The following is a 23280-nucleotide window of genomic DNA, read 5'->3' as shown; positions in this document are numbered from 1 at the left end:
TTAGCAAATTTAAATCCAAAATGGTATAACTTTGTAACCAGTATCACGGAGTATACCAAACTAATTCTATCAGTTGCGATGGAAAAAATTATTAGCCACGAATTCACAAATTTATTTTTATAATCTATGCAAAAAATATTTTCTAATGACACGAATTATACTAGTTGATTTATATTCAATTCGAGGTTAATCAATTCAGTGCGGAAGAATTTAGATAAAAAAAGAAATTCGTGAATTCGTGGCGAAAAAAAAATGATTAAGATGGAAAGAAATCAAAAAGAAGAAGTACAAGCGCTGCAGGACACGCTGCATGTTTTGGGAGGAAAATGGCGTTTGCCCATTATCAATTCGATTTGCAACGGAAATCATCGTTTTAGAGAAATCGAACGAAGTATTCTGGGAATCACAACTCGCATGCTTTCGAGAGAACTCAAAGAAATGGAAGTTAATATGCTCTTAAAAAGAACCGAAGATCGTGATGCCGAAATTCAAGTCAAATATGAATCAACTCCATATTGCAAATCTTTTGGTCCTGTGATCGAAGAAATGATAAAATGGGGGAAATCGCATCGAAAAGAAATCATCAAAAATTCATAAAAATGACTCTTTAAAACTTAAAAAGTCCTTAAAAAAGTAGTTTTCGAAAGATTTTTAGCTATAAAAGCTGTATATTTAAAGCTAAAGCCGGTTCTGTTGGCCCTATCGGCGATTATTAGTATAAATTTTGAAAAACTACAAAAAATGAAACAATTACTACAATGGACCATCATTATTCCGATTCTGTCTTGGGTTTTGTTCTTTACTGGATGGATTGAAAACAGCACAACTATTCAAATTGTTGCGAGTGTTCTGCTTATTCTAAGTGTAATGTCGGCTGTACATCATTCCGAAATTATTGCGGAACGTGTTGGAGAACCTTACGGAACGATTATTTTGGCTATTTCGATCACTGTAATAGAGGTTTCAATTATTGTTTCTCTAATGCTTTCTGAAGGTTCTGAAGCAGCATCTTTAGCCAGAGATACCGTTTACGCGGCAACTATGCTTATTCTTAACGGAATTATTGGTTTGTGTCTTCTCATTGGAAGCATCAAACATTATGAACAGAATTTTTCGACTTCTTCGGTTACGATTGGTTTGGTTTCGCTGATTTCTATTATTGTATTTACTTTGGTTTTCCCCACTTTTACCGAAAGTGTTCACGGTTCTTATTATTCAACTCCACAACTTATTTTTGCTTCAATTGCTTGTTTGGTCATTTACGGTTCGTTTTTATTTGCTCAAACCAAAGGCTATCGCCAATATTTTCTAACGAATGGAACTGATGAAGAAGCTAAAATTCATCCGATAGAAATCGATAACAAAACCTATTATACGAGTCTTATTTTTCTCTTAGTCAGTTTAGGAATTGTGGTTTTATTGGCTAAAACGCTTTCGCCAACTATTGAAACGATTATTATAGGTTACAATCTTCCAAAATCTCTTGTCGGAGTTATTATTGCGATTATCATTTTACTGCCAGAAGCTATTGCAGCAATTATTGCAGCCAGAAAAAACAGACTGCAAACGAGTTTAAATTTGGCTTTAGGTTCTGCCCTTGCCAGTATCGGATTAACTATTCCGAGTGTGGCGGCGGTTTGTATCGCTATGAATATGCCAATCGTTTTGGGCCTTGATATTAAATCTATTGTATTGCTCGCTTTGTCGGTTTTCACAGTAATGCTTTCTTTAAGTAAAGGAAAATCGAATATCGTTTATGGTGTGGTTCTTTTAGTGAATTTATTTGCTTTCATGTTTTTGATGATTTATCCTTAAATTCTTTTTTAAACACATAGAAACATAGATTATTTTACTTTAAAAGAACTTTAGAAAGAAACTAGTTTCTAACACATAGCTTAAAATGCTTGTAAATATCAATTTACAGGCATATTTTATTCTTTAAAAAAAAGTCAATCCAAAACTCCATCCTATCCATCCCAGAATATCTTTGCTGTTGTTTTTAATTATTGCAGAATGTTTGGTGCGATCCTGAACAAATGTCGAGGTATTTGCATTACCGTATTTATCTTGTTTCTCTGACCAATACAAATTAAAAGATGGTCCAGCAGATAACGCTACGCCTTTGCATAATTGAAAAGAAAAAGAAGAATCGAATTTAGACAAGGAATTGTAGATGTCCCAATTTCCTAAATAAAGATATTGTGTGCTAAATTCGGGATTAAAAGTAAAACGTTTCCCTAACGGAATGTTCTTCCCTATTCCTATTCCGAAAGAAAAAAGCTTTTCTTCATCGCTTCGATTGCTTCTTCCTGCCATCAAAATGGTATACATTTTATGATCTCCTGTTTTTACCGAAAGATTGACATCTGAAATTTCATTGCTTGTAATACTAATTTTCTTGTAACCGCCTTTTTTAAAGTTCAACAAACCAAAACTATAGCCAGACGGCGAATCGGTAATGTTTACTAATCCAAATTGGACTCCGTTTAGTTCTTTCGCATAATTAAAAAGTCCCGTAATTTGTGCGCCACGCACTGTATCTTTTCCAATATTGTAAATTCCAGAAAACTGCAACCCGTTTTGATAACCCTTTACTGTATTACCGATTCCTGCAATTTGAAGTCCTTTTGAATCTTTATATACATTGTTGTAAATGCCCCCCATTTGCAGACCAACTTGCGAACCCTTTACACTATTATGAATACCACTTACCTGTAATCCTCTTAAATTGCCAAAAACATTATTATAGATTCCGGCTAACTGAACTCCGTTTACAGAACCTCCAACCGTATTAAATATTCCGGCCATTTGAAGCGCATCAACATTCATACGATTGATATTGTAAAGTCCGGCCATTTCTAATCCACGAACTCCAGCATTATAACCTCCTAATATATTTAGCGAAAAATTATTAACTATTTGAGTATTTAGCATTCCTCGAGTACTGATACTTGGAATTAAAGAAGCTTGTAAGGGAACTTTAGAAATAAATCCTCCCAAATTGAGCGCTTGTATTTTTTGTTTGGAAGAAATAAAGAAACGGCCAATTCCTGATCTTTCAATTGCAGAGAAATCTCCATCAATATAATCTGTTTTGTTTTTTTTGTCTCCCATCTGAATTTTAATTTCAGAAAGAAATACCATCGTCACCGTTTTATAATTTTCCTTAACCGCCGTAAGTTCTATGGCCTGAGGCGCATTTTTTAATCGAAGTTCAAAAACCCCATCTTTATTGGTTAATGTAGACAGCAGTGCATTCTTCTCCAACACACTCACATTTTCGATGCGATTGTTAGTTTTTGTATCTACAATATATCCGTTTACAATTTGCTGTCCATCACTCATAACAGTATTTCTTTCTAACACCAAAGCAAGTTCTAAAGGAGCATAACGAACAATAACAAATCCTGGTGATTCTTTGTATTCGTATTTAGTTCCTAATAAATGTTCTAAAACTCCTTTTATCGAAGAATTATCGGCATGAATGCTAACGATACTATCTTTTATGTCCAATTTGCCATAATAAGCAAATCTAAAATTTCCTTTTTCTTCCATTAAATCCAAAACACTGCGCAATGGTTTCCTTTCCGCATCAACAGATATTTCATTTTCTAATATGGATTGTGCATTTACTTTAAAAAAGACACTAGAAATAAGCATCAATAAAATGAATGAAAAAATAAACTTTGTGTTATTTGGCATATAAAAAGGGAATTACTCTATGATTTGATTATTTGTATGCTCGATTTTTATCATTACTCTTTATTGAAATTAAAATTTTAACAAACTAAAGATTGCATTTCCAAAATTACCTCAATTCCTATATTTTCAATAACCTTTTTTATATTTTTTTACCAGTTATGCTCACCAATAGTATATTATGCCTTTGAAAGTAACTTGTAATTCGCATTACCAGTATTACAACGATTTAGTAGTATAAAGAACTAGAAACAACTACAATAAGCGTATTTTTTACACATAAAAAAGTATCACAATAAAGACCAAAAGTGAACTATTTTACTCCTCCTTTTTCAGCATTTTTGCCTAACTTAGCAGTCTGCATTTTGAATGTAAAAAAATTAAAATAAACATTGTTTTTCTGCAAAACATTGAACTAAAAAACATTACTGTGCTTTTTCGTGCTTTTTCTGCAAAAAACAGCTTTCTAATAATTTAGTTAATTGAAAACTATGAACAAATTTGATTTTGGAATTGTAGGATTAGGTGTAATGGGCCGTAACCTACTTTTAAATATCGCCAGCCACAACTTCGCGGCTGCAGGTTTAGACTTAGATACCGAAAAAGTCGACTCTCTTCAACAAGAAGCTGCTCCTGATCATACAATCGAAGCGACTACAGATGTTAAGCATTTTGTAGAGCTTATTCAACAGCCAAGAGCAATTATGTTATTGGTTCCTGCTGGAAAACCAGTTGACAGCGCTATTGCTAGTTTACTTCCTCATTTAGATAAAGGAGATATCATCATCGACGGTGGAAACACTTATTTTACAGATACTGACAGAAGATTTTTAGAATTATCTGAAAAAGGAATCCACTTCTTCGGAATGGGAATTTCTGGTGGTGAAAAAGGGGCTCGTTTCGGTCCTGCTATGATGCCAGGTGGAGATCAAAAAGCGTATGAAAGACTTCGTCCTATTTTTGAAGCTATTGCAGCAAAAGTAGACGGCGAACCTTGTGTAGAATATTTAGGAAATGGTTCTGCTGGAAACTATGTGAAAATGGTTCACAACGGAATTGAATACGGAATCATGCAGTTGATTTCTGAGATTTATGACTTAATGAAAAGAGGTTATAACTTGGATGATGAAACGATTCAGAAAACTTTTGCTGAATGGAATCAAACTGACGATTTAAGATCTTATTTAATTGAAATTACTGGAAACATCTTAAAACAAAAAGATGAAGACGGAACGCAATTAATCAATAAAATCTCTGATTGGGCAAGGTCTAAAGGTACAGGAAAATGGACTTCGCAAAATGCTATGGATTTGCAAGTTCCAGTTCCGACAATCGACGCGGCAGTTAACATGCGCGATATGTCGAAAACAAAACCAGAAAGAATCGAAGCAGCTAAGAAATTAGTTTGGAACGCTGACGAAACAAATGTTTCTCAAAGCGAAGCCATTGCTTCTTTAAAATCGGCTTTGTTCTTTTCTATCGTTGTGACTTACGCTCAAGGTTTGGCTCAACTTCATACGGCTTCTAAAGAATACAACTACGGATTAAATTTAGAAACAGTTGCTAAAATCTGGCGTGGCGGATGTATCATTCGTGCTACAATTTTAGAAGATTTCAGAAAAGCATACGTAGCAAAAACAGATTTGCCAAACTTACTTTTAGATGGCGGAATCGCTTCAAAATTAGTAGAAAACCAATCAGGAATGAGAGCGGTTATTCAGTTTGCAGTTCAAAAAGGATTACCAGTTTCAGGATTAATGAACTCGTTAGCGTATTTTGATGCTTACCGTTCTGCTAATCTTCCAACCAATTTAATTCAAGCACAACGTGATTATTTTGGAGCGCATACTTACGAGCGTATCGACAAAGAAGGCGTTTTTCATACTCAATGGGCTGAGTAAACAATTAAAGCAACACAACTACACCACACAATGACTAAAAATAAACTAAAGAATCCAACAATTATAGTAATTTTTGGAGGAACTGGGGATCTAGCGAAAAGAAAGCTCTTCCCTGCTTTTCAAAATCTGTACCTTGACGGACGTATGTCTGAAAAGTTTCAGATTATTGCTCTTGGTAGAGCTGAAAAAACCAATGAAGATTTTCGCGCTTATGTCGCAGAAAATCTAAATCTGTTTTCAAGAAGAAAAGGAATTGATGATCCAGAAACAGAAAAATTTCTTTCACACATCACTTACCACAGTCTTGATATTGACAAAGAAGAATCGTATGTTGGATTGAACGAGAAAATTAACAGTTTTGACGAAGCTTTTGGAGAGCGCTCTAATCGTCTTTTCTATCTTTCGATTACGCCTTCTTTCATTTCTACAATTTCGAGCAATATCAAGAAAATCGGACTTGCCGCAAATCCGAAACAAGATCGTATTATTATCGAAAAGCCTTTTGGTTACGATAAAGCTTCTGCAATTGAATTGAATGAAATGCTTTCGCAGACTTTCAAAGAAGAGCAGATTTACAGAATCGATCACTATTTAGGAAAAGAAACGGTTCAGAATATTTTGGCTTTCCGTTTTGGAAATTCGATGTTTGAGCCTTTATGGAGCCGTAATTTTATTGATTTCGTGCAAATTACCGTTGCAGAAGAAGTCGGCGTTGAAGAACGTGGCGGATTCTACGAAGGTGTTGGAGCTTTAAAAGATATGATTCAGAATCACTTGCTTCAGATTTTATGTATGACGGCTATGGAAGCTCCTGCTTCTTTAGATGCTGATGATATCCGTAATCGTAAAGCAGATGTTTTGAAATCAATTCGCCGCATTAAACCAGAAGAAGTTGATCACTATATTGTTAGAGGTCAATATGATGCTGGAGAAATAAAAGGTGTTCCAGTTCCGGGTTACCGCCAAGATAAAGGCATTGCGCCAGATTCTAATACAGAAACTTATGTGGCAATGAAAATCTATCTAGACAACTGGAGATGGCAAGGAATTCCGTTCTATTTGCGTTCAGGAAAAAGAATGGAAGAAAAACAGTCTTCAATCATTATTCAGTTTAAACCAGTGCCGCATTCTTCGTTTTCTTATGGAAAAGAAGGCATGACACCAAATAGGTTGATTATCAATATTCAGCCTTCAATGGACATTAAATTGCAATTTATGACCAAAAAACCAGGCTTATCTATGTCGTTAAGACCTGCTGAAATGGTTTTTGATTATTTTGCTTGTTCAACAATGTCACCAGAAGCTTATGAAACCTTAATTGCAGATGCATTGTTAGGAGATCCTACTCTATTTATGCGTTGGGATCAAGTGGAAGAAGCTTGGGATGCAATTGATACCATTCAGCAAGTTTGGAAAACAACTGCTCCAAAGAATTTCCCAAATTACAAAGCAGGAAGCTGGGGACCAGAAGAAGCGGACGAATTATTAGCGCGCCAAGGCCACAAATGGATTCCGAATACACAAACAAAAGAAGAAGTTTAAATGATAAAGATTTATAATAATACAGAAGAAATTAATACTACAGCTGCAGACCTTTTTGTAGCTTCTGCAGAAAAAGCAATTGCTGCAAAAGGCAAATTTACAGCTGTTCTTACAGGAGGTTCTTCTCCTGCAGGGATTTACAGATTATTGGCTTCTGATACTTACAAAAATAAAATTGACTGGAGCAAAGTTTATATTTTTTGGGGTGATGAAAGATGGGTTCCGTTAAATGATGATTTGAGTAATGCAAAAATGTCTTATTCAACATTATTAAGCCACGTTCCTATTCCGCAAGAGAATATCTTCGAAATGTACAAAGACGGCGTAACTCCTGAAGAATATGCTGCGACTTATGAGCAATCTGTTAGAACTGTTTTAGGCGAAGAAGGAAAATTTGACCTGATTTTATTAGGTATGGGAGATGATGGTCACACGGCTTCTCTTTTCCCAGGTGAAGCGGTTTTAGAAGAGCAAACAAAATGGGTTGATGCTTATTATTTAGCTCCACAGAAAATGTATCGCATCACGCTTACTGCTCCACTAATCAATAAAGCAGAAAAAATTATGGTTGTGGCTTTCGGAGAAAAGAAAACTCATGCTTTAAAAGAAGTGACAACTGGAGAATATAATCCGACGTTATATCCAATGCAATTGATTAAGCCAGTTTCTGGTGAATTATTGTTTTTAGTAGATAAAGCTGCTGCTGGAACAAACTAAGAAATTGTTTTTACAACTATAAAAATTAAGGTTTATGCTGAAAAGTATAAACCTTTTTTATTTAAAATACGTTTTAAGGTTTCACGCTCCCGATGGCTATCAAGATTAAAAAGATTGGAGCAAATTAAAACAGATTCTTTTATTTTTTCCTCTAGCAGATTTAGCTGATCTAGCAGATGAAATTTTAAAAAAATCTGCTGAATCTGCGAGAGTAAACTTTGTAATCAATGCATAACTTTTTTATTTTTCTCTCGCAGAAGGTTTTATATTCAAAAAAAAATCGCACCAAAAACTGTACTACTTTCCACTATAAGCAATTGTCCAATTCAAACTATCTAAGTCTTTAATTGTAACAAGATACTTTTTACTGTAAATATTCCTATTGAAAATCGTTTTCCAGCCATATTTATCGACACTATCTTTTTCAATAATGAATACTCTTGCCTTTTTATCTTCTAATGTATTAAAATAATTATCCCAATATCTCGGTCTATCAGAATTAGCAATTGTTTGTCTCATTTTAATTTCTTCAAAAATAAAAGGCGCATCATAATCTCCCTTTTTACTTTCAGAAAAATCATCTTTATATTCATAATAGAATGGTCCATCATTCATGCTGTCATTTCCTGACAGAATGCTAAATATTGCTTTATCTGAATTATTTTTCACAAGTAATTCTCTAGTATCCAATTTATCACACGAACAGAAATGAATTAAAATAAAAATAAAGAGAATGATTTTAGTTTTTTGCATACTTTAAAGTTATAGATGATAATATGATTTATTTTAATTATGCTCAATCAAAAAATCTTTATCTCTTAATTCACTTAAGGTAAAATCAAATCTTTTTGCAACAAGATAAGCATTTGTAATCTCTTGCCAATCCTTATTTCCTAAGGCAATAGAGTCGTAAACAAATAAGTATATTTTATCTTCATTTTTAAATAAATCTTCGATACACATTGGCTTTCCGTTTCTTTGAAAATATGCAGTACCAATTTCTACATTATCATTACCAGCGCGACTTTTTACAAGAGTATTAGTTGCATAAGGTCTTGGATCACTATATGGATACAAAATTGTATCAGATGCTGTTTCTATATAAAGAACCTTATCTGTATTGTTTTTAAATTTAATCTTATAATGACAATTCTTTGTGTCTTTTGGCGAGCAAGATACCATCAATGAAATTAAAAGTATTAAAATATGCTTATTTTTCAAATTAATCATAAAATCAAATTCTATAAAATCTAAATTATTTCTCAATAATTGAAGCTTTGTTTGATGTGAAATTTCATAATGAAGTAAATAACAAGTTTATCTACAGAGTACAACCTTTTTAATTCTCAATCAACTCAATATCCATCGTTTTAATCAATCCGTCTTGAAAAGTATAAACATGCTTTACAAATCCGTCAAACATCAAATTGCCTTGAAGATCCTTCACATTTTGGTGGACTTTTACTTCTAAACTTCCATTTTCTCTTTCGTCAAAACCAACTGGCAACACTTTCGGATTAATTTCTGTCCATTGTCTTGTCCAATATTCTCGGATTTCGTCGTGACCGCTAATATATCCGCCTTCCCAAGCTTTTGACCATTGTACATCTTCTTGCATTGTAGACAAACAATTATCGATATTTCTTTCGTTAAAAGCATTATACGCTTTTTCTATTACGTGTTCAAATTGATTTGGCATAGTTTCTTTTTTTTAATTTTGATTAAAGATAAACATACCGCCTTACTAAATGAAATTCAAATAAAAATTAATCTCTTAAAAATCAACACTAAATATTATTAAATCTTAAAATCTCGTTGGTTTTAAAATAATTTTAAGAAACCTTACTTTTCAAATTACTATATTTGGCGCACGTTAAACAAAATAAATCCTCTTTTTAAGGAACAAAAATACAATACCGCTGCACTGAATGAAACCCATGAAGTTCATATATATCGTTTTATTATCTCTGCTTTGTTTTTTTAGAGGCACGGAGAGATATACGCCGATTCATCACTTCAGCAGCTGTATTACCTTAGATAGCGTCGCGGCAGACGACACTCAGATTTTTTCATCTGATTATTCTTCTACAAAAAATTTAGAAGTTCATTATAAGCTAAAAAAGAAAATTAAATCGAGAGCGACTACTTTAGAACAAAGTACAATTAAAGCTCCTTATTTTAGTAATTTAGTAAACTTCAAGCTTTATAAAAAGAGCTTAATCTATGGTATAGCATCCATATACCAAATTCAAAGGCATACTCACCTTCACTTATACCAACTTTTCTAGGCTTTAAAAAATCGTCGTTTTTATATTTCCAATTTCTGGAACAATAACTCATTTGCTTTTGTGATTGAGCGGTTATTGCTATAAAAACATTCTCAAAACGGCACTTTTTTTCAAAGAGAAGTTTCCGTACATCTATTTATTTTCTATTCCGATCTTTTTCGGAAACAAATCCAAATTCATAACTCCCGATATTTTATTATCAAGGGAGAACATCTATTTATTCAAAAATTTAAACCTAATGATGAGCAATTATAAAAATTCATTCCTTTTATGCACTTTGGCGTTATTCGTTTTAGTCTCGTGCGGAGATAAATCAAAAAAAGATTCAAATAACGTTAAAACATTTCCTGTTTATAAGGTTACTGTAAAAGACACTATAGTTTCGAGCAAATTTGTTGCCGATGTACATGCTAAAAATAATGTAGAAATTCACGTTCGTATTCCTGGTTTACTAGACAAAGTATACGTAAGCGAAGGACAAAAAGTAAAAAAAGGGCAAGTCCTTTTCAAAATAAGCGATGTTGAACTTCAGATTCAATTACTTAAAGCCGAAGCCGTTTACAAAAGTTCAAAAGCTGATCTAAGAATTGCAACTGTTGAATTAGAACAAGCACAAACGCTTTTCAATAAAAAAGTAATTGCAGACAAAGAATTAGAATTATCTAAAGCAAAATATGAAGCCGCTTCCGCGAAAGTAGCTCACGCAGTTGCAGAGAAAAAAGCAATTGACCAACAAATTAGTTTCACGACAATCCGCGCGCCATTTGACGGAACGATTGACCGTATTCCGTTTAAAGAAGGAAGTTTAGTAGAAAACGGTTCATTATTGACAACGGTTTCTCAATTAGATGATGTTTACGCCTATTTCTCAATTCCTGAGAACACTTATTTCCAAATGATGGAAGACAAAACTTTAAACACGCAAGGTGATATTAAATTGGTATTGCCAAACGGACAAGTTTATGATCAAAAAGGAGAATTAAGAACTGCCGATGGAGAAATCGACAGACAGACAGGTTCTATTCAATACAAAGCAAAATTTCACAATCCACAAGGATTTATCAAACACGGAACTTCTGGAAAATTGATTATTTCAGAACCAAAAACCAATGCAATTTTAATTCCGCAGAAAGCAGTTTTTTCTATTCAGGACAAACAATACGTTTTCCGCGTTAACAAAGATGGAGTAGTTAAAATGACGAATATTACAATTGAAACGACTCTAGATGATGTTTATATCTTGAATGACGGTCTAAAAAGCGATGACCTAATTGTACAAGAAGGTACGCAATCATTGAGAGACGGCGATAAAATCAACATGAAACAAATGTAGGTTATCGACCTGTAAAACAGTTATTTAATTATTTATCTAAAAAATTTAAAATGATAGAGTTATTTATCAGAAGGAAAATATTGTCATTAATCATCTCGGTTATGATAGTCCTTCTGGGATTGCTGGCGTTGTTTCAGCTTCCCATTACCCAATTCCCAGATATTGTACCACCGTCTGTAACCGTTACAGCAAAATATACAGGAGCAAATGCGGAGGTTTCGGCCAATGCCGTCGCCCTTCCGTTAGAAAGAGCCATAAATGGAGTTCCAGGGATGACTTATATGTCGACCGTAACTTCTAATGATGGTTTGACTTTAATTCAGGTTTTCTTTGAAGTAGGAACCGATCCCGATTTAGCTGCCGTAAACGTTCAGAACAGGGTTACCACGATTTTGGATGAACTTCCCGAAGAGGTAATTCGTGCTGGAGTTACGACGGAAAAAGAGGTAAACAGTATGTTGATGTACTTGAACATTACAAGTACCGACAAAACTCAGGATGAGCAGTTTATCTTCAACTTTACGGATATTAATATTCTTCAGGAATTAAAACGTATTGATGGTGTCGGACGTGCCGAAATCATGGGACAAAAAGAATATTCAATGCGTGTCTGGCTGGATCCAGAAAAAATGCTTTCGTATAATATTTCGGCTAATGAAGTAATTAATTCGCTTCAAAAGCAAAACATTTCTGCTGCGCCAGGTAAAGTTGGTGAAGGTTCAGGACAAATGAACAATCAGTTACAATATGTAATTAAATATGGCGGAAAATTCTTTGAACCAAAACAATACGAAGAAATTCCGTTAAGAGCCAATTCTGATGGAACGATTTTAAGATTAAAAGATATTTCGAAAATTGAATTTGGTGCAATGAGTTACGGAATGGTTTCTAAAACCGACGGAAAACCTTCTGCATCAATCATGTTGAAACAACGTCCAGGTTCGAACGCTTCTGAAGTAATTGCGAGCGTAAAAGCAAAAATGACGGAATTAAAAGGTTCTTCTTTCCCTCCAGGAATGGAATTCAACATTGCGTATGACGTATCTCGTTTCCTTGACGCTTCGATTCATGAAATATTAAGAACTTTAGTTGAAGCCTTTCTTTTAGTGGCATTCGTAGTTTTCCTTTTCCTTCAAGATTGGAGATCGACTTTAATTCCGGTATTGGCAGTTCCTGTCGCGCTTATTGGGGCGTTTACTTTTATGTCGATGATGGGATTCTCGATCAACTTATTGACACTTTTCGCTTTAGTACTTTCCATCGGAATTGTGGTTGATAACGCGATTGTCGTTGTCGAGGCCGTTCACGTAAAAATCACTGAAGAACATATGTCACCAATGGACGCTACCATTAGTGCCATGAAAGAAATTACAGGTGCCGTTATCGCAATTACAATTGTAATGGCTGCAGTATTTATTCCTGTTGCTTTCTTGAGCGGTCCAGTCGGAGTTTTCTACAGACAGTTCTCGTTAACAATGGCAATTAGTATCGTGATTTCGGGTATTAACGCCCTTACGCTTACTCCTGCCCTTTGCGCTATTATGCTGAAAGCACACGATCCTAATAAAGAGAAAAAATCGCTTTTGGATTGTTTCTTCCAAAGATTCAACAATTGGTTTGACAATATTACTTCGAAATACATCAAAGTATTGGTAAAATTCGCTGACCGTAGTACAGTTACAGTTGGCTTATTAGTGCTGTTTTGTATTTTAACTTGGGGAACAACTCGCTTTTTAGCATCAGGATTTATCCCAACAGAAGATCAAGGTATGGTTTACGTAAGCGTTACAACTCCGCAAGGAGCAACGGTTGAACGTACTGAAAAAGCTTTGGACGAAGTTACCAAAATCGCAAAAGGAATTCAAGGTGTTGACAACGTAACTACTCTTGCAGGATACAGTATTGTTACTGAAATCGCTGGAGCTTCTTACGGTATGGGAATGATCAACTTGAAAGACTGGAGCGAACGCGATATTTCGGTTACCGAATTTATGGCGGAACTTACAGAAAAAACAAAAAACATTACCGACGCGCAAATCGAGATTTTCGCACCGCCAACCGTTCCTGGTTTTGGTAACACGAGTGGTTTTGAGCTTCGTTTGCTGGATAAATCTGGAGGAAGTATCACAAACACTGATAAAGTAACGAAAGAGTTCATCAAAGAATTGAATGCTTCGCCAGAAATTCAGAACTCATTCTCGAGTTTTGATGCTACTTTCCCGCAATATTTAATTCATATTGATTACGATTTAGCAGCCAAAAAAGGAATTTCTGTAGACAATGCCATGAGCACTTTACAGACGATGTTAGGATCTTTTTATGCTACCAATTTTATTCGTTTCTCTCAAATGTATAAAGTTATGGTTCAGGCGAGTCCGCAGTTCCGTCAAAATCCCGAAAGCATTTTGGATATGTATTTGAAGAATGACGCAGGCGAAATGGTTCCGTTTTCTACTTTCATCAAATTAGAGAGAGTTTACGGACCAGAGGTTTTAACACGTTACAACATGTATATGTCGGCTATGATTAACGGTGAACCAGCTGAAGGTTACAGTTCTGGAGATGCGATTGCTGCCGTGGAAAGAATTGCTGCGGAAAAATTGCCTAGCCGTTTTGAATTAGAATGGTCTGGTATGACGCGTGAAGAGATTCTTTCGGGTAACCAAACGATATATATATTTGGTCTTTGTATACTTTTCGTATACTTATTATTGGCTGCTCAATACGAAAGTTTATTGCTTCCGTTCCCAGTATTATTGAGTTTACCTGTTGGAGTTTTCGGTTCTTACATCGCACTTGTAATGGTTGGGCTAGACAATAATATTTATGCGCAAGTTGCGCTCGTCATGCTGATTGGTCTGCTCGCCAAGAACGCCATTCTGATTGTAGAATTCGCCATGGCGCAAAACAAACTCGGCCGCGATATTGTCGAAGCCGCGATTGAAGGAGCCAGACTTCGTTTCCGTCCTATTTTGATGACGTCGTTTGCTTTTATTTCAGGATTGATTCCGTTGTGTATCGCTTCTGGTGCAGGTGCAATTGGTAACCGTTCGATCGGAACTGCGGCTGCGGGTGGAATGTTAATCGGAACTGTATTTGGTCTTTTAATTATTCCTGGACTTTACATACTGTTTGCAAAATTGGAAAAACGAATGAGTAAGTCAAACAATTAATTCGTTTAGTAGAACAAAATAGTTTCAATCAACAATTAAAATCTAATTTGATCTGCTAAAATCTTTTAAAATCTGCGTGAAATATTTTTTTGTGCATAATTTTTTTCACGCAGATTTAAACAGATTAAAGCAGATTTACACAGATTAAATTTAAGCTAATAAATAGAATTATATAAATCTATATTTCTATGTGTCTTAAAATATACAATAGATTGAACAAAATAAATTAAAACAATGAAAGACATATTAAACCAATATAAAAATGCTGATTTGCAGTTTTTAAGGACAACCAAAAGTGCCGTTATAATAACAGGTGTTTTACTTTTAACGGCTTGTTCTGCACCAAAAGTCAGTAGTAAACTAGACGCTGCAAAGCTTCCAGACAATTTTGATACGCAGAAAAAAGAAGCTTCAACTGAGGCTCAACCTTTTATTCCATTAAAAACAGAAACCTTTTTTAAAGATCCGAAATTAGAGGAATTACTAAAAAAAGCCATTACCAAAAACCCTGATTATTTAATTATGCAGGAAAGAATTTTAATTGCCAATTCGCATTTAAAAGTGGCTAAACTAGCGCTTCTTCCCTCTTTAGATCTTGTGGCAGATGCTTCTGGAACGCATTACGGAAAATATACAATGGACGGAGTTGGTAACTTTGATACTAACTTTTCTCAAAATATTAACGAAAAACAAAGAATAAACGAAGATCTTACGCCAAATCTATTTTTAGGAGCAAAAGTTTCTTGGGAAGCTGACATTTGGGGCAAATTAAGCAATCGTAAAAAAGCAGCGCAACAGCGATTTTTTGCTTCTCAGCAAGGAATGCGTTTGTTGCAAACACGCCTTTTAGGAGATGTTGCCGACCTGTATTTCAAGCTTATCGCTTTAGACAAACAAGCCCTAATTTATGATGACAACTTAAAAACGCAGGAAAGAGCGCTTGATATTGTTTCGGCACAAAGATCGGTTGGAAAAGCTACAGAATTGGCTGTACAACAGTTTAATGCACAAAACAATAACATTCACGCCCAAGCATCAGAATTAAAATTAAGCATCGATCAAACGGAAAAAGCTTTATTGACTCTTTTGGGAGAATACGGCGGAAAAATCGACAGAAGCAGCGATTTCTTATCTGGACATTTAGAGGTTTTAAACCAAAAAATCAGCGTGGATTCTATCATTCACAAAAGACCAGATGTATCTGAGGCTTACTTCGAATTATTAGCAAGTAATGCTGATGCGAAATCGGCTCGTGCGGCTTTTTTCCCGACTGTAAACTTGGGCGGATATGCAGGTTTCAATTCGTTTTCATTCAATACATTTTTTGATGCTGGTTCATTCGCTTGGCAAATATTAGGCGGTTTGACAGCTCCAGTTTTCAATAAAGGGCAAATCAAACAGGAATTTTATGTTTCCAATAGAAGACAGGAAATCTCTTTTCTTCAATATCAAAATACAGTTACAACAGCTTTCAATGAGTTAAGTGCTTTATTGCATAGAAATCAAGCTTTTGAAGATGTTTTAAAATATAAATTAAATGAAATTGATCACCTAGAAATTGCCGTAAATGTCTCAAACGATTTGTATTTGAGCGGTTATGCTAATTATCTGGAAATCATCAATGCCCAAAAAAATAAATTGCAGGCTGAACTTGACTTTGTCGACATTCAACTTCGAAATGCAAACTCACAAGTATTGCTTTACAAAGCTTTAGGCGGAGGAATAAATTAGTTTATATGTTGGTCAAAAATTGCTTCTGTTTATAATAGCTCATCGCAGAGGCTATTTTATATCCCATTTCAATTTGAAATGGGATTTTTTTATTAAAACACCTTTCATTTCCCGTTTACTTTTTACCTTTATTCTAAATTCTAAAATCCCATTGATGGATATTTTCAAAATCCTTGACCTTATATACGAACTTCCCGAAGAGTCAAAATTGGCTTTGCAAAATAATGTATCCGAAATTGCTTTCCCGAAAGGGTATATTTTATTAAAAGCCAATAAAATAGAATCGAATATTTATTTTATAAAAAAGGGATTGGTACGAGCGTATGTAGAACGAGATAATGAAGTGACTTTTTGGTTTGGAAAAGAAGGCGAAACCGTAATTTCGATGAAAAGTTATGTCGAAGATTTGCCTGGTTACGAAACTATAGAACTTTTAGAAGACTGCGAATTGTACGAACTCAAAACAGAAAATTTGAGAAAGCTTTTCAGCGAAGACGTTCATATTGCAAATTGGGGAAGAAAATTTGCCGAAAAAGAATTAATCAAAACCGAAGAACGACTTATTTCAAAACAATTCAAAAATGCTTCTGAACGGTATTTGGAATTAATGAAAGATCATCCTGTATTGCTTCAAAGAGTACAATTAGGGCACATTGCCTCTTATTTAGGAATCACGCAAGTCAGTTTAAGCAGAATTCGAGCAGAATTAAAATAAATTATCTATTCAATTCAGATTAAATTTAAATCTATACAAATCTGCTTTAATCTGTGTAAATCTGCGTGAAAAATCTATACGCAAAAAAAAATCACGCAGATTATAAAAGATTTTAGCAGATTAAGTTAGATTTTTCCTGTTGATCGAAACAGATTAAAAATAACTTCATTTTTTATCATTTGTTAAATTTTTTCTGCATTTCATGAAGGAACTTTGCACCTCAAAATTTAATTATATGAACTGGATTATTTTAATCATTGCAGGCTTATTTGAAGTAGCCTTCGCCTCATGTCTTGGAAAAGCAAAAGCAACAACAGGAACCGAAATGTACTATTGGTATATTGGATTCTTTATATCATTAACAGTAAGTATGCTATTGTTAATGAAAGCTACAGAAACGCTTCCGTTAGGAACTGCTTATGCTGTATGGACAGGAATTGGAGCGGTTGGAACTGTATTGGTCGGAATCTTTGTTTTTAAAGAACCTGCAGCTTTCTGGAGATTATTCTTCTTAGCGACTTTGGTTGGTTCAATCGTTGGTTTAAAAGCCGTTTCGCACTAAAAATATATTTTTTTGTTTCAAGTTTCAAGTTTCAAGTTACTCAACTTAACTTGAAACTTTTAAAATTGTTACACTCAACTTTGTCAAAGTTTGAAACTTTGACAAAGTTTTTTTGTTTTTAAACACTACTAATAATCGTAATCTTATCATTCCGAGGAACGAGGAATGACAAATATTGTGAACTTTAGGTCTTGGAATTTGATATTTCAAAAAACAACTAATGCGTTTTCAGCATCACATGATAAAAAAATAGCATTTTATCACATTATTCTCTACTTTATCTTTGTCAAAAATTAAAGCCTAAAATTAAAATGACATTCAGCCATTCCATTAAATCTTTTGACGAATTAACCAATCACGAATTATACGATATGTTTCGTTTGAGATGTGACGTTTTTGTAGTCGAACAAAACTGCCCGTATCTTGATTTAGACAATAAAGACCAAAAAGGTTTCCATTTATTGTATTACGTTGATAACCAATTGGCAGGCGTAACGCGTTTGCTTCCTTCTGGAGTTTCTTATAATGAAATTTCGATCGGAAGAGTTGCAATTGCGTCATCACACCGCGGACTAGGTTTAGGAAGAAAATTGATGGAAGCTTCGATAGCGGGTTGCGAAGAAAAGTTTGGGAAAGCGCCAATAAGAATCAGTGCGCAATATCATTTATCGAATTTTTACCAATCGCTCGGATTTGTGGAGCAAGGCGAAGTTTATGATGAAGACGGAATTCCGCATATCGAAATGCTGCGCGCGTAAGATTTATGGAATAATCAATTTCAAAACATTGGATAACACAGGATTATGATCTTCTGCTCTCCAATTGATGTACAAATCGGTTTCTAAAGGCAATTTGATAAATCGAATTCCAGGAATTTCATGAAAAACATACGAATCGGGTAAAATCGCGATTCCAAGTCCTTTTCGAACTAAAGCAATAATTGAAGAACCAAATTCAGAATGAAGATAAACTTCTGGAGCATTTTCTAAAGAATTGAATAACCTTCGAATAAGATCGCTGTAACTGCTTCCTTCATCGTTAGTTGGCAATATAAACTTTTGAGAAGCAAGCGTTTCTTTGGTCAGATCTTCGGGAGTTTGATACGGATGATTTTCGGGTACAACAATCGCTAAATGGTCGGTATAAATTTTTTGAGATTGAATATCTTTAGCATTATTAATATCTCTGGTTATCGCCAAATCGATTTTATAATTGCGAAGGAAATCCTGCTGATTTTCATAAAGAACTTGAACCAATTTGATTTTAAGTTTTGGAAAATCTTCTGAAATGCGAGATATAATTTCAGGCATAAGAGAAGCTGAAATTGAATCGGGATGAGAAATGGTAATGGTACCGCTCTCCCCTAACTGAATCTGGCGGGCAGATTGATGAATAAATTCTAATTTACTCAATTCAACCTCCCATTTTTCTCTTAAAAATTGGCCAGCTGCAGTAAGTTTGACATTGCGTTTGTTACGTTCAAAAAGCTGCACACCAAGCTGATTCTCAAGAGACTGAATCTGACGGCTCAATGCTGATTGTGTAATATTCATTTTTCCGGCAGTGTTCCAGAAATGAAGTTCACGAGCCAAGGCCAAAAAATATTTAATCTGCTGTAAATCCATTGATGCAATTTACGCATTTATCAAGAATAAAAAATAGCTTTTAACGCATTAAAGAAATAAAAAATGAATACTCTAAAAATAACCAAAGCAACAATTGATGATCTTTTGAAACTGCAAGCAATTGGAAGACAAACTTTTTCTGAAACCTTTGCTGATGTAAATAGCGAAGAAAACATGAAAAAATATCTGGATGAGAGCTTCGCTACAGAAAAACTTTCTTCAGAATTAAACAATCCGTCGTCTTACTTTTATTTAGCCATTTTGGATGAAAAAATAGTTGGTTATCTAAAATTGAATACAGCTGAAGCTCAAACAGAAAAAGAAGATTTAAACGCTTTAGAAGTAGAACGTATTTATGTAGCGAAAGAATTTCATGGTAAAAAAGTCGCGCAAGCCTTATACTCTCAAGCAGAAACAACTGCCGAAGAATTAAAAGCAACTTATATGTGGCTGGGCGTTTGGGAAAAGAATTTCAGGGCTGTAAGTTTCTACACTAAAAATGGTTTCGTACAATTTGACACGCATATTTTCAGATTAGGCGACGACGAACAAACTGATTTAATGATGAAAAAAGTATTGATTTAAAATGGAAAGAAGACAACTTTTATTGTTTTTACTAATTCTTGGCACTGCATTCTGGGGAGTTTCATACTCAATTACCAAAATGGCAATTGGAAATTTTTCGCTTAACATTTTCTTATTTTATCGTTTCCTTTTGGCTGTATTTGTACTGAGCATTGTTTTCTGGAAATACGTTAAAGATATCAATCGAGAAGCGATCAAAACGGGTTTTATACTTGCAGTTCCTATGTTTTTAGGAATTCAATTACAGACTACGGCACTCAAATATACTGACGCTTCGCAATGCTCTTTCATCGCAGGATTGACAGTAATTATTATTCCGATGCTGAAATTAGCGATTTACAGAACCAATACGCCTTTAAAAATCTGGATTGCGGCTCTGACTGCGTTAACAGGATTATTTATTATTGCGATAACAGACAAATTTACCATAAACGTGGGCGATTTATTTACAATCTCTGGCGCATTTGCTTTTGCCGTTTATTTGATTTCGGTAGAAAAACATTCCGCTACCAAAAATCTTTTGTACTCGATTGTACCGATGTTCGCATTTTGCGCTTTATTTACTTTTTGTATCGCACTTACCGATTCACAAGCCGTTTGGTTCCCGAATGACGACACATTTTGGTTGGGTGCTATTTACTGCGCTTTGTTTTCTACTGCTTTTATGTACACGGTTTCCAACATTTCGCAACGTTATTTATCAGCAGAACGTGTAGCGGTTATTTATTTGTTTGAACCTGTATTTGGTGCCATTGGAGCTTTCTTTATTTTGGGAGAAAATCTTTCGTGGCGCTTACTTTTAGGCGGAGCTTTAATTTTTTCTGCTACTATTATTTCTGAAGTGAATTTTAAAAGTGATAGGTTAAAGCTTTTTGTTCGAAAAAATTAAATTGATTTTTTCACGCAGATTTAATAAGATTTGAGCTGATTATGCTGATTTTTTAAACACATAGAAACATACATTGTTAGAATGTGTAAAGGCGTTTCACTTTACTGAAAATCACATAGATCTAATCGCAATCTCTAATCCCAAAGTTGAAACTTTGGGCTATGTTTAAATATTGTCGTAAACTTTGTCAAAGTTTGAAACTTTGACAAAGCTTAACAATGTTTCTGAGTTTTTTAGCCTTTTAAATAGGCAAAAGCATATCTGTAGGATCACAAGGGAAATAAATAATGATATCGGTGCCTTCATTAGGTTTTCCCTCAGCACGAATATCTCCTCCTACAGCCTGCATAATTTTTTTACAAAGTGCCAAACCTACCCCAGAACCAGTATAATGTTCTTGTGCATGAAGTCTTGTAAAAACTTTAAATATAGATTCGGCATACTTTTGCTCAAAACCAATTCCGTTATCAGAAAAACGAACCCAGTGACAGTACACTTTGTATTTGTCATGTATTAAAACAGGTTCCTGAGAAGCAGTTATTACAATCTTCGGCTGTCTTTCTGCCGAAGCATATTTTAAGGAATTCTGCAGAATATTAATAAACAACTGACGCATTAAAAATCCAATAGCATGAACTTCCGGAAGGTTTTCATTCTCAATTACAGCGCCACTTTCTTTAATGCTTTCGTGCATTTCTTTAATAGTAGACTTCAAAATTTTATTTAAATCTACTTCTTGTAATTTATCTCTTGTGTTTTTTATTCGAGTATATTTCAAAATATCTTCTAGCAAACCACTCATTCTGTTGGCAGATTTAGAAACACGCTGTAAAGAATTCGAAATAGATTCTGTAGAAATAACATCAAGTTCGGTCAGCATTTTTGAAGTAATCAGCTGAATTTTGCGCAATGGTTCCTGTAAATCGTGCGTACTAATCCAGTTGATATTTTCTAACTCTGAATTGGTTTCTTTTAATATTTCACTCTGACTGCGATATTTCTCTTCTTCTTCACTAAGCATAATCAAAATTAACTGATTATGTAAAGTGTGGGCATATTGAGCTGCAGCGTTAATTTCATACTTTTTCCAAGGAATACTCTGATGTTTGACAATCTGTTTCCAGATATTAAAAGAATTTCTAGGATGTAATCCATTAGCATCCTTAATAATACTTTTCTCTGGATCACCGCCCCAGTTAATCTCTGAAATTGTTTCAGGTCTAAACCAAATTATATGGCCATCAATACCCAATGAATGATAGATGATTCCTGCCAAATTAGAATTTTCAGCAAATTCAGGAAAATGGTCTGTGATTTTATTGGTTGAGAAAATTTCAGTTACATTGTTACTTGTAATTTTTTCAACGAGCCTTAAAATGTCTTCCTCAGATGGTGTTAATCCTTTTTTATATATTTTATTTTTAGAAATTATAGAAACGCCAGAAGCATTAGCAATTTCCAACAATTGTGGCGCTTCAATAATTTTTTCTAAAGATTCTTTTACAATAGAAAGCTCAAGCGCTGTTAATTGTTCTAATGCTAAAATAGTTTTCTGCGCATTAATATACTCGTCATTAGACTGTCTAATATCTATTTGAGAAGTAATAAATTGTCCTTGAAGTTTTGTAGCCAATCTAATCTCAGGAGAAATATTTTTTTCCGAATAATGATGACAGGCAATTAATCCCCATAATTTATCGTGATGAATTAAAGAAATAGTCAATGTCGCTCCTACTCCAATATTTTTTAAATATTCTACGTGAATTGGCGATGTACTTCTTAAAATAGAAAGACTCAAATCCAGATTTTTTCCTTCTTTATCATCAACTGTATAAATTGGAACTGGTTCATAATTAATATCAACAATTAACCTAAGCTGATTTCTAATGTATAATTCGCGAGCCTGAGCAGGAATATCCGTATGCGGATAATGCAATCCTAGAAAAGGTTCTAAATCTTCTCTGCAATCTTCTGCAAATACTTCGCCATTGTACTGCTCATCGAAACGGTAAATCATTACACGATCGTAACCCGTTATTTCGCGCGTTCCTTTAGCAACAAGAGCACATAAATCTTTTAGTGATTTGGTTCTGTTCATTTGACTCACAAACTGAATCGTTTGTTTGTAAGCATCAGCCAATTTTTCTCTGTCAGGAAATAAAAGTTCGGCTTCTAAAACAAAAACAGCACCGCTTTTGTGAATATTAATTTGGAATAATTTTCCAAGTATTTCTATTTCAAGAGGAAAAGCATCCTGAATTTCATCTCCTTTTATGTATGCCAATATATCTTCTTGGGCAATCGAACCAAAAACAGTTGCAAAATCTTTACCTAATACTTGAGTATGGCTCAAGTCAAAATATACAGCAATATTTTCTGTACAAAAATCTATTTTCCAGTCAGTCGTAATACCTAATAGAAAACCATGAGGTTGTATTTTACCAGGAATATGTATGGGTTCGTGTTCGCAATTGGTTAAATTAACTATCTCACGATTAACTATGTCTTTAATTTTCATTT

At 34.3% G+C, this 23280-nt stretch carries 19 protein-coding genes; 13 read left to right on the top strand and 6 right to left on the bottom strand.

Features of this window, described 5'->3' with window-relative positions:
• Positions 1 to 261 precede the first annotated feature (261 nt).
• On the top strand, positions 262 to 597 hold the full coding sequence (locus QLQ96_RS15230; protein ID WP_482491459.1) for a winged helix-turn-helix transcriptional regulator: 336 nt from the start codon (positions 262 to 264) through the stop codon (positions 595 to 597).
• Positions 598 to 741: 144 nt separating this feature from the next.
• Positions 742 to 1815: a calcium:cation antiporter gene (locus tag QLQ96_RS15225; RefSeq protein WP_482491458.1), complete on the top strand. Its 1074-nt coding sequence runs from the start codon at positions 742 to 744 to the stop codon at positions 1813 to 1815.
• 123 nt (positions 1816 to 1938) lie between these two features.
• Here QLQ96_RS15225 and QLQ96_RS15220 read toward each other — a convergent pair whose 3' ends face one another.
• On the bottom strand, positions 1939 to 3702 hold the full coding sequence (locus tag QLQ96_RS15220) for a hypothetical protein (protein WP_482491457.1): 1764 nt from the start codon (positions 3700 to 3702) through the stop codon (positions 1939 to 1941).
• A 488-nt stretch (positions 3703 to 4190) separates the two neighbouring features.
• Here QLQ96_RS15220 and gndA point away from each other — a divergent pair, with 488 nt between their 5' ends.
• The 3 genes from gndA to pgl are packed head-to-tail and all read left to right on the top strand — an operon-like array spanning position 4191 to position 7859.
• Complete coding sequence (gndA, locus tag QLQ96_RS15215) at positions 4191 to 5600, top strand: NADP-dependent phosphogluconate dehydrogenase (protein WP_482491456.1); 1410 nt, start codon at positions 4191 to 4193, stop codon at positions 5598 to 5600.
• Positions 5601 to 5630: 30 nt separating this feature from the next.
• Positions 5631 to 7142: a glucose-6-phosphate dehydrogenase gene (zwf, locus tag QLQ96_RS15210; protein WP_482491455.1), complete on the top strand. Its 1512-nt coding sequence runs from the start codon at positions 5631 to 5633 to the stop codon at positions 7140 to 7142.
• On the top strand, positions 7143 to 7859 hold the full coding sequence (gene pgl, locus QLQ96_RS15205; protein ID WP_482491454.1) for a 6-phosphogluconolactonase: 717 nt from the start codon (positions 7143 to 7145) through the stop codon (positions 7857 to 7859).
• A gap of 297 nt (positions 7860 to 8156) precedes the next feature.
• Here pgl and QLQ96_RS15200 read toward each other — a convergent pair whose 3' ends face one another.
• The 3 genes from QLQ96_RS15200 to QLQ96_RS15190 form a co-directional block, all read right to left on the bottom strand.
• The gene (locus QLQ96_RS15200; protein WP_482491453.1) at positions 8157 to 8612 is read right to left on the bottom strand and encodes a hypothetical protein; all 456 of its coding nucleotides are present in this window, start codon (positions 8610 to 8612) and stop codon (positions 8157 to 8159) included.
• A 33-nt stretch (positions 8613 to 8645) separates the two neighbouring features.
• Positions 8646 to 9125 carry a hypothetical protein gene (locus QLQ96_RS15195; protein WP_482491452.1) on the bottom strand — a complete coding sequence of 160 codons (480 nt, stop codon included), beginning with the start codon at positions 9123 to 9125 and terminating at the stop codon, positions 8646 to 8648.
• A gap of 73 nt (positions 9126 to 9198) precedes the next feature.
• A complete protein-coding gene (locus QLQ96_RS15190; RefSeq protein ID WP_482491451.1) occupies positions 9199 to 9558 on the bottom strand; it encodes a nuclear transport factor 2 family protein in 360 nt (119 codons plus the stop codon).
• Between the two features lie 827 nt (positions 9559 to 10385).
• On the opposite strand from QLQ96_RS15190, the gene QLQ96_RS15185 reads away from it, so the two are divergent.
• The 6 genes from QLQ96_RS15185 to QLQ96_RS15160 all read left to right on the top strand — a co-directional run bounded on the left by QLQ96_RS15185 (position 10386) and on the right by QLQ96_RS15160 (position 18419).
• Entirely contained in the window at positions 10386 to 11480 is a 1095-nt protein-coding gene (locus tag QLQ96_RS15185; protein WP_482491450.1) for an efflux RND transporter periplasmic adaptor subunit, read from the top strand.
• Positions 11481 to 11530: 50 nt separating this feature from the next.
• The gene (locus QLQ96_RS15180) at positions 11531 to 14653 is read left to right on the top strand and encodes an efflux RND transporter permease subunit (protein WP_482491449.1); all 3123 of its coding nucleotides are present in this window, start codon (positions 11531 to 11533) and stop codon (positions 14651 to 14653) included.
• A 234-nt stretch (positions 14654 to 14887) separates the two neighbouring features.
• A complete protein-coding gene (locus tag QLQ96_RS15175) occupies positions 14888 to 16384 on the top strand; it encodes a TolC family protein (protein WP_482491448.1) in 1497 nt (498 codons plus the stop codon).
• Positions 16385 to 16538: 154 nt separating this feature from the next.
• Entirely contained in the window at positions 16539 to 17099 is a 561-nt protein-coding gene (locus tag QLQ96_RS15170) for a Crp/Fnr family transcriptional regulator (protein WP_482491447.1), read from the top strand.
• 235 nt (positions 17100 to 17334) lie between these two features.
• Positions 17335 to 17661, top strand: coding sequence for a DMT family transporter (locus QLQ96_RS15165; RefSeq protein WP_026728926.1), 327 nt, complete (start codon positions 17335 to 17337; stop codon positions 17659 to 17661).
• 311 nt (positions 17662 to 17972) lie between these two features.
• Positions 17973 to 18419, top strand: coding sequence for a GNAT family N-acetyltransferase (locus tag QLQ96_RS15160; protein ID WP_482491446.1), 447 nt, complete (start codon positions 17973 to 17975; stop codon positions 18417 to 18419).
• Positions 18420 to 18422: 3 nt separating this feature from the next.
• Here QLQ96_RS15160 and QLQ96_RS15155 read toward each other — a convergent pair whose 3' ends face one another.
• Entirely contained in the window at positions 18423 to 19286 is an 864-nt protein-coding gene (locus QLQ96_RS15155) for a LysR family transcriptional regulator (protein WP_482491445.1), read from the bottom strand.
• A 63-nt stretch (positions 19287 to 19349) separates the two neighbouring features.
• Here QLQ96_RS15155 and QLQ96_RS15150 point away from each other — a divergent pair, with 63 nt between their 5' ends.
• Both QLQ96_RS15150 and QLQ96_RS15145 read left to right on the top strand, forming a co-directional pair.
• Positions 19350 to 19871 (top strand): GNAT family N-acetyltransferase, encoded by a 522-nt coding sequence (locus QLQ96_RS15150; RefSeq protein WP_482491444.1) that lies wholly within the window; start codon positions 19350 to 19352, stop codon positions 19869 to 19871.
• 1 nt (position 19872) lies between these two features.
• Positions 19873 to 20760 (top strand): DMT family transporter, encoded by an 888-nt coding sequence (locus QLQ96_RS15145; protein ID WP_482491443.1) that lies wholly within the window; start codon positions 19873 to 19875, stop codon positions 20758 to 20760.
• Positions 20761 to 21001: 241 nt separating this feature from the next.
• Here QLQ96_RS15145 and QLQ96_RS15140 read toward each other — a convergent pair whose 3' ends face one another.
• The gene (locus QLQ96_RS15140) at positions 21002 to 23278 is read right to left on the bottom strand and encodes an ATP-binding protein (protein WP_482491442.1); all 2277 of its coding nucleotides are present in this window, start codon (positions 23276 to 23278) and stop codon (positions 21002 to 21004) included.
• Positions 23279 to 23280 lie beyond the last annotated feature (2 nt).

It is taken from the genome of Flavobacterium sp. B167r (assembly GCF_056824315.1).
This window is presented reverse-complemented; position numbering and strand designations above follow the sequence as displayed.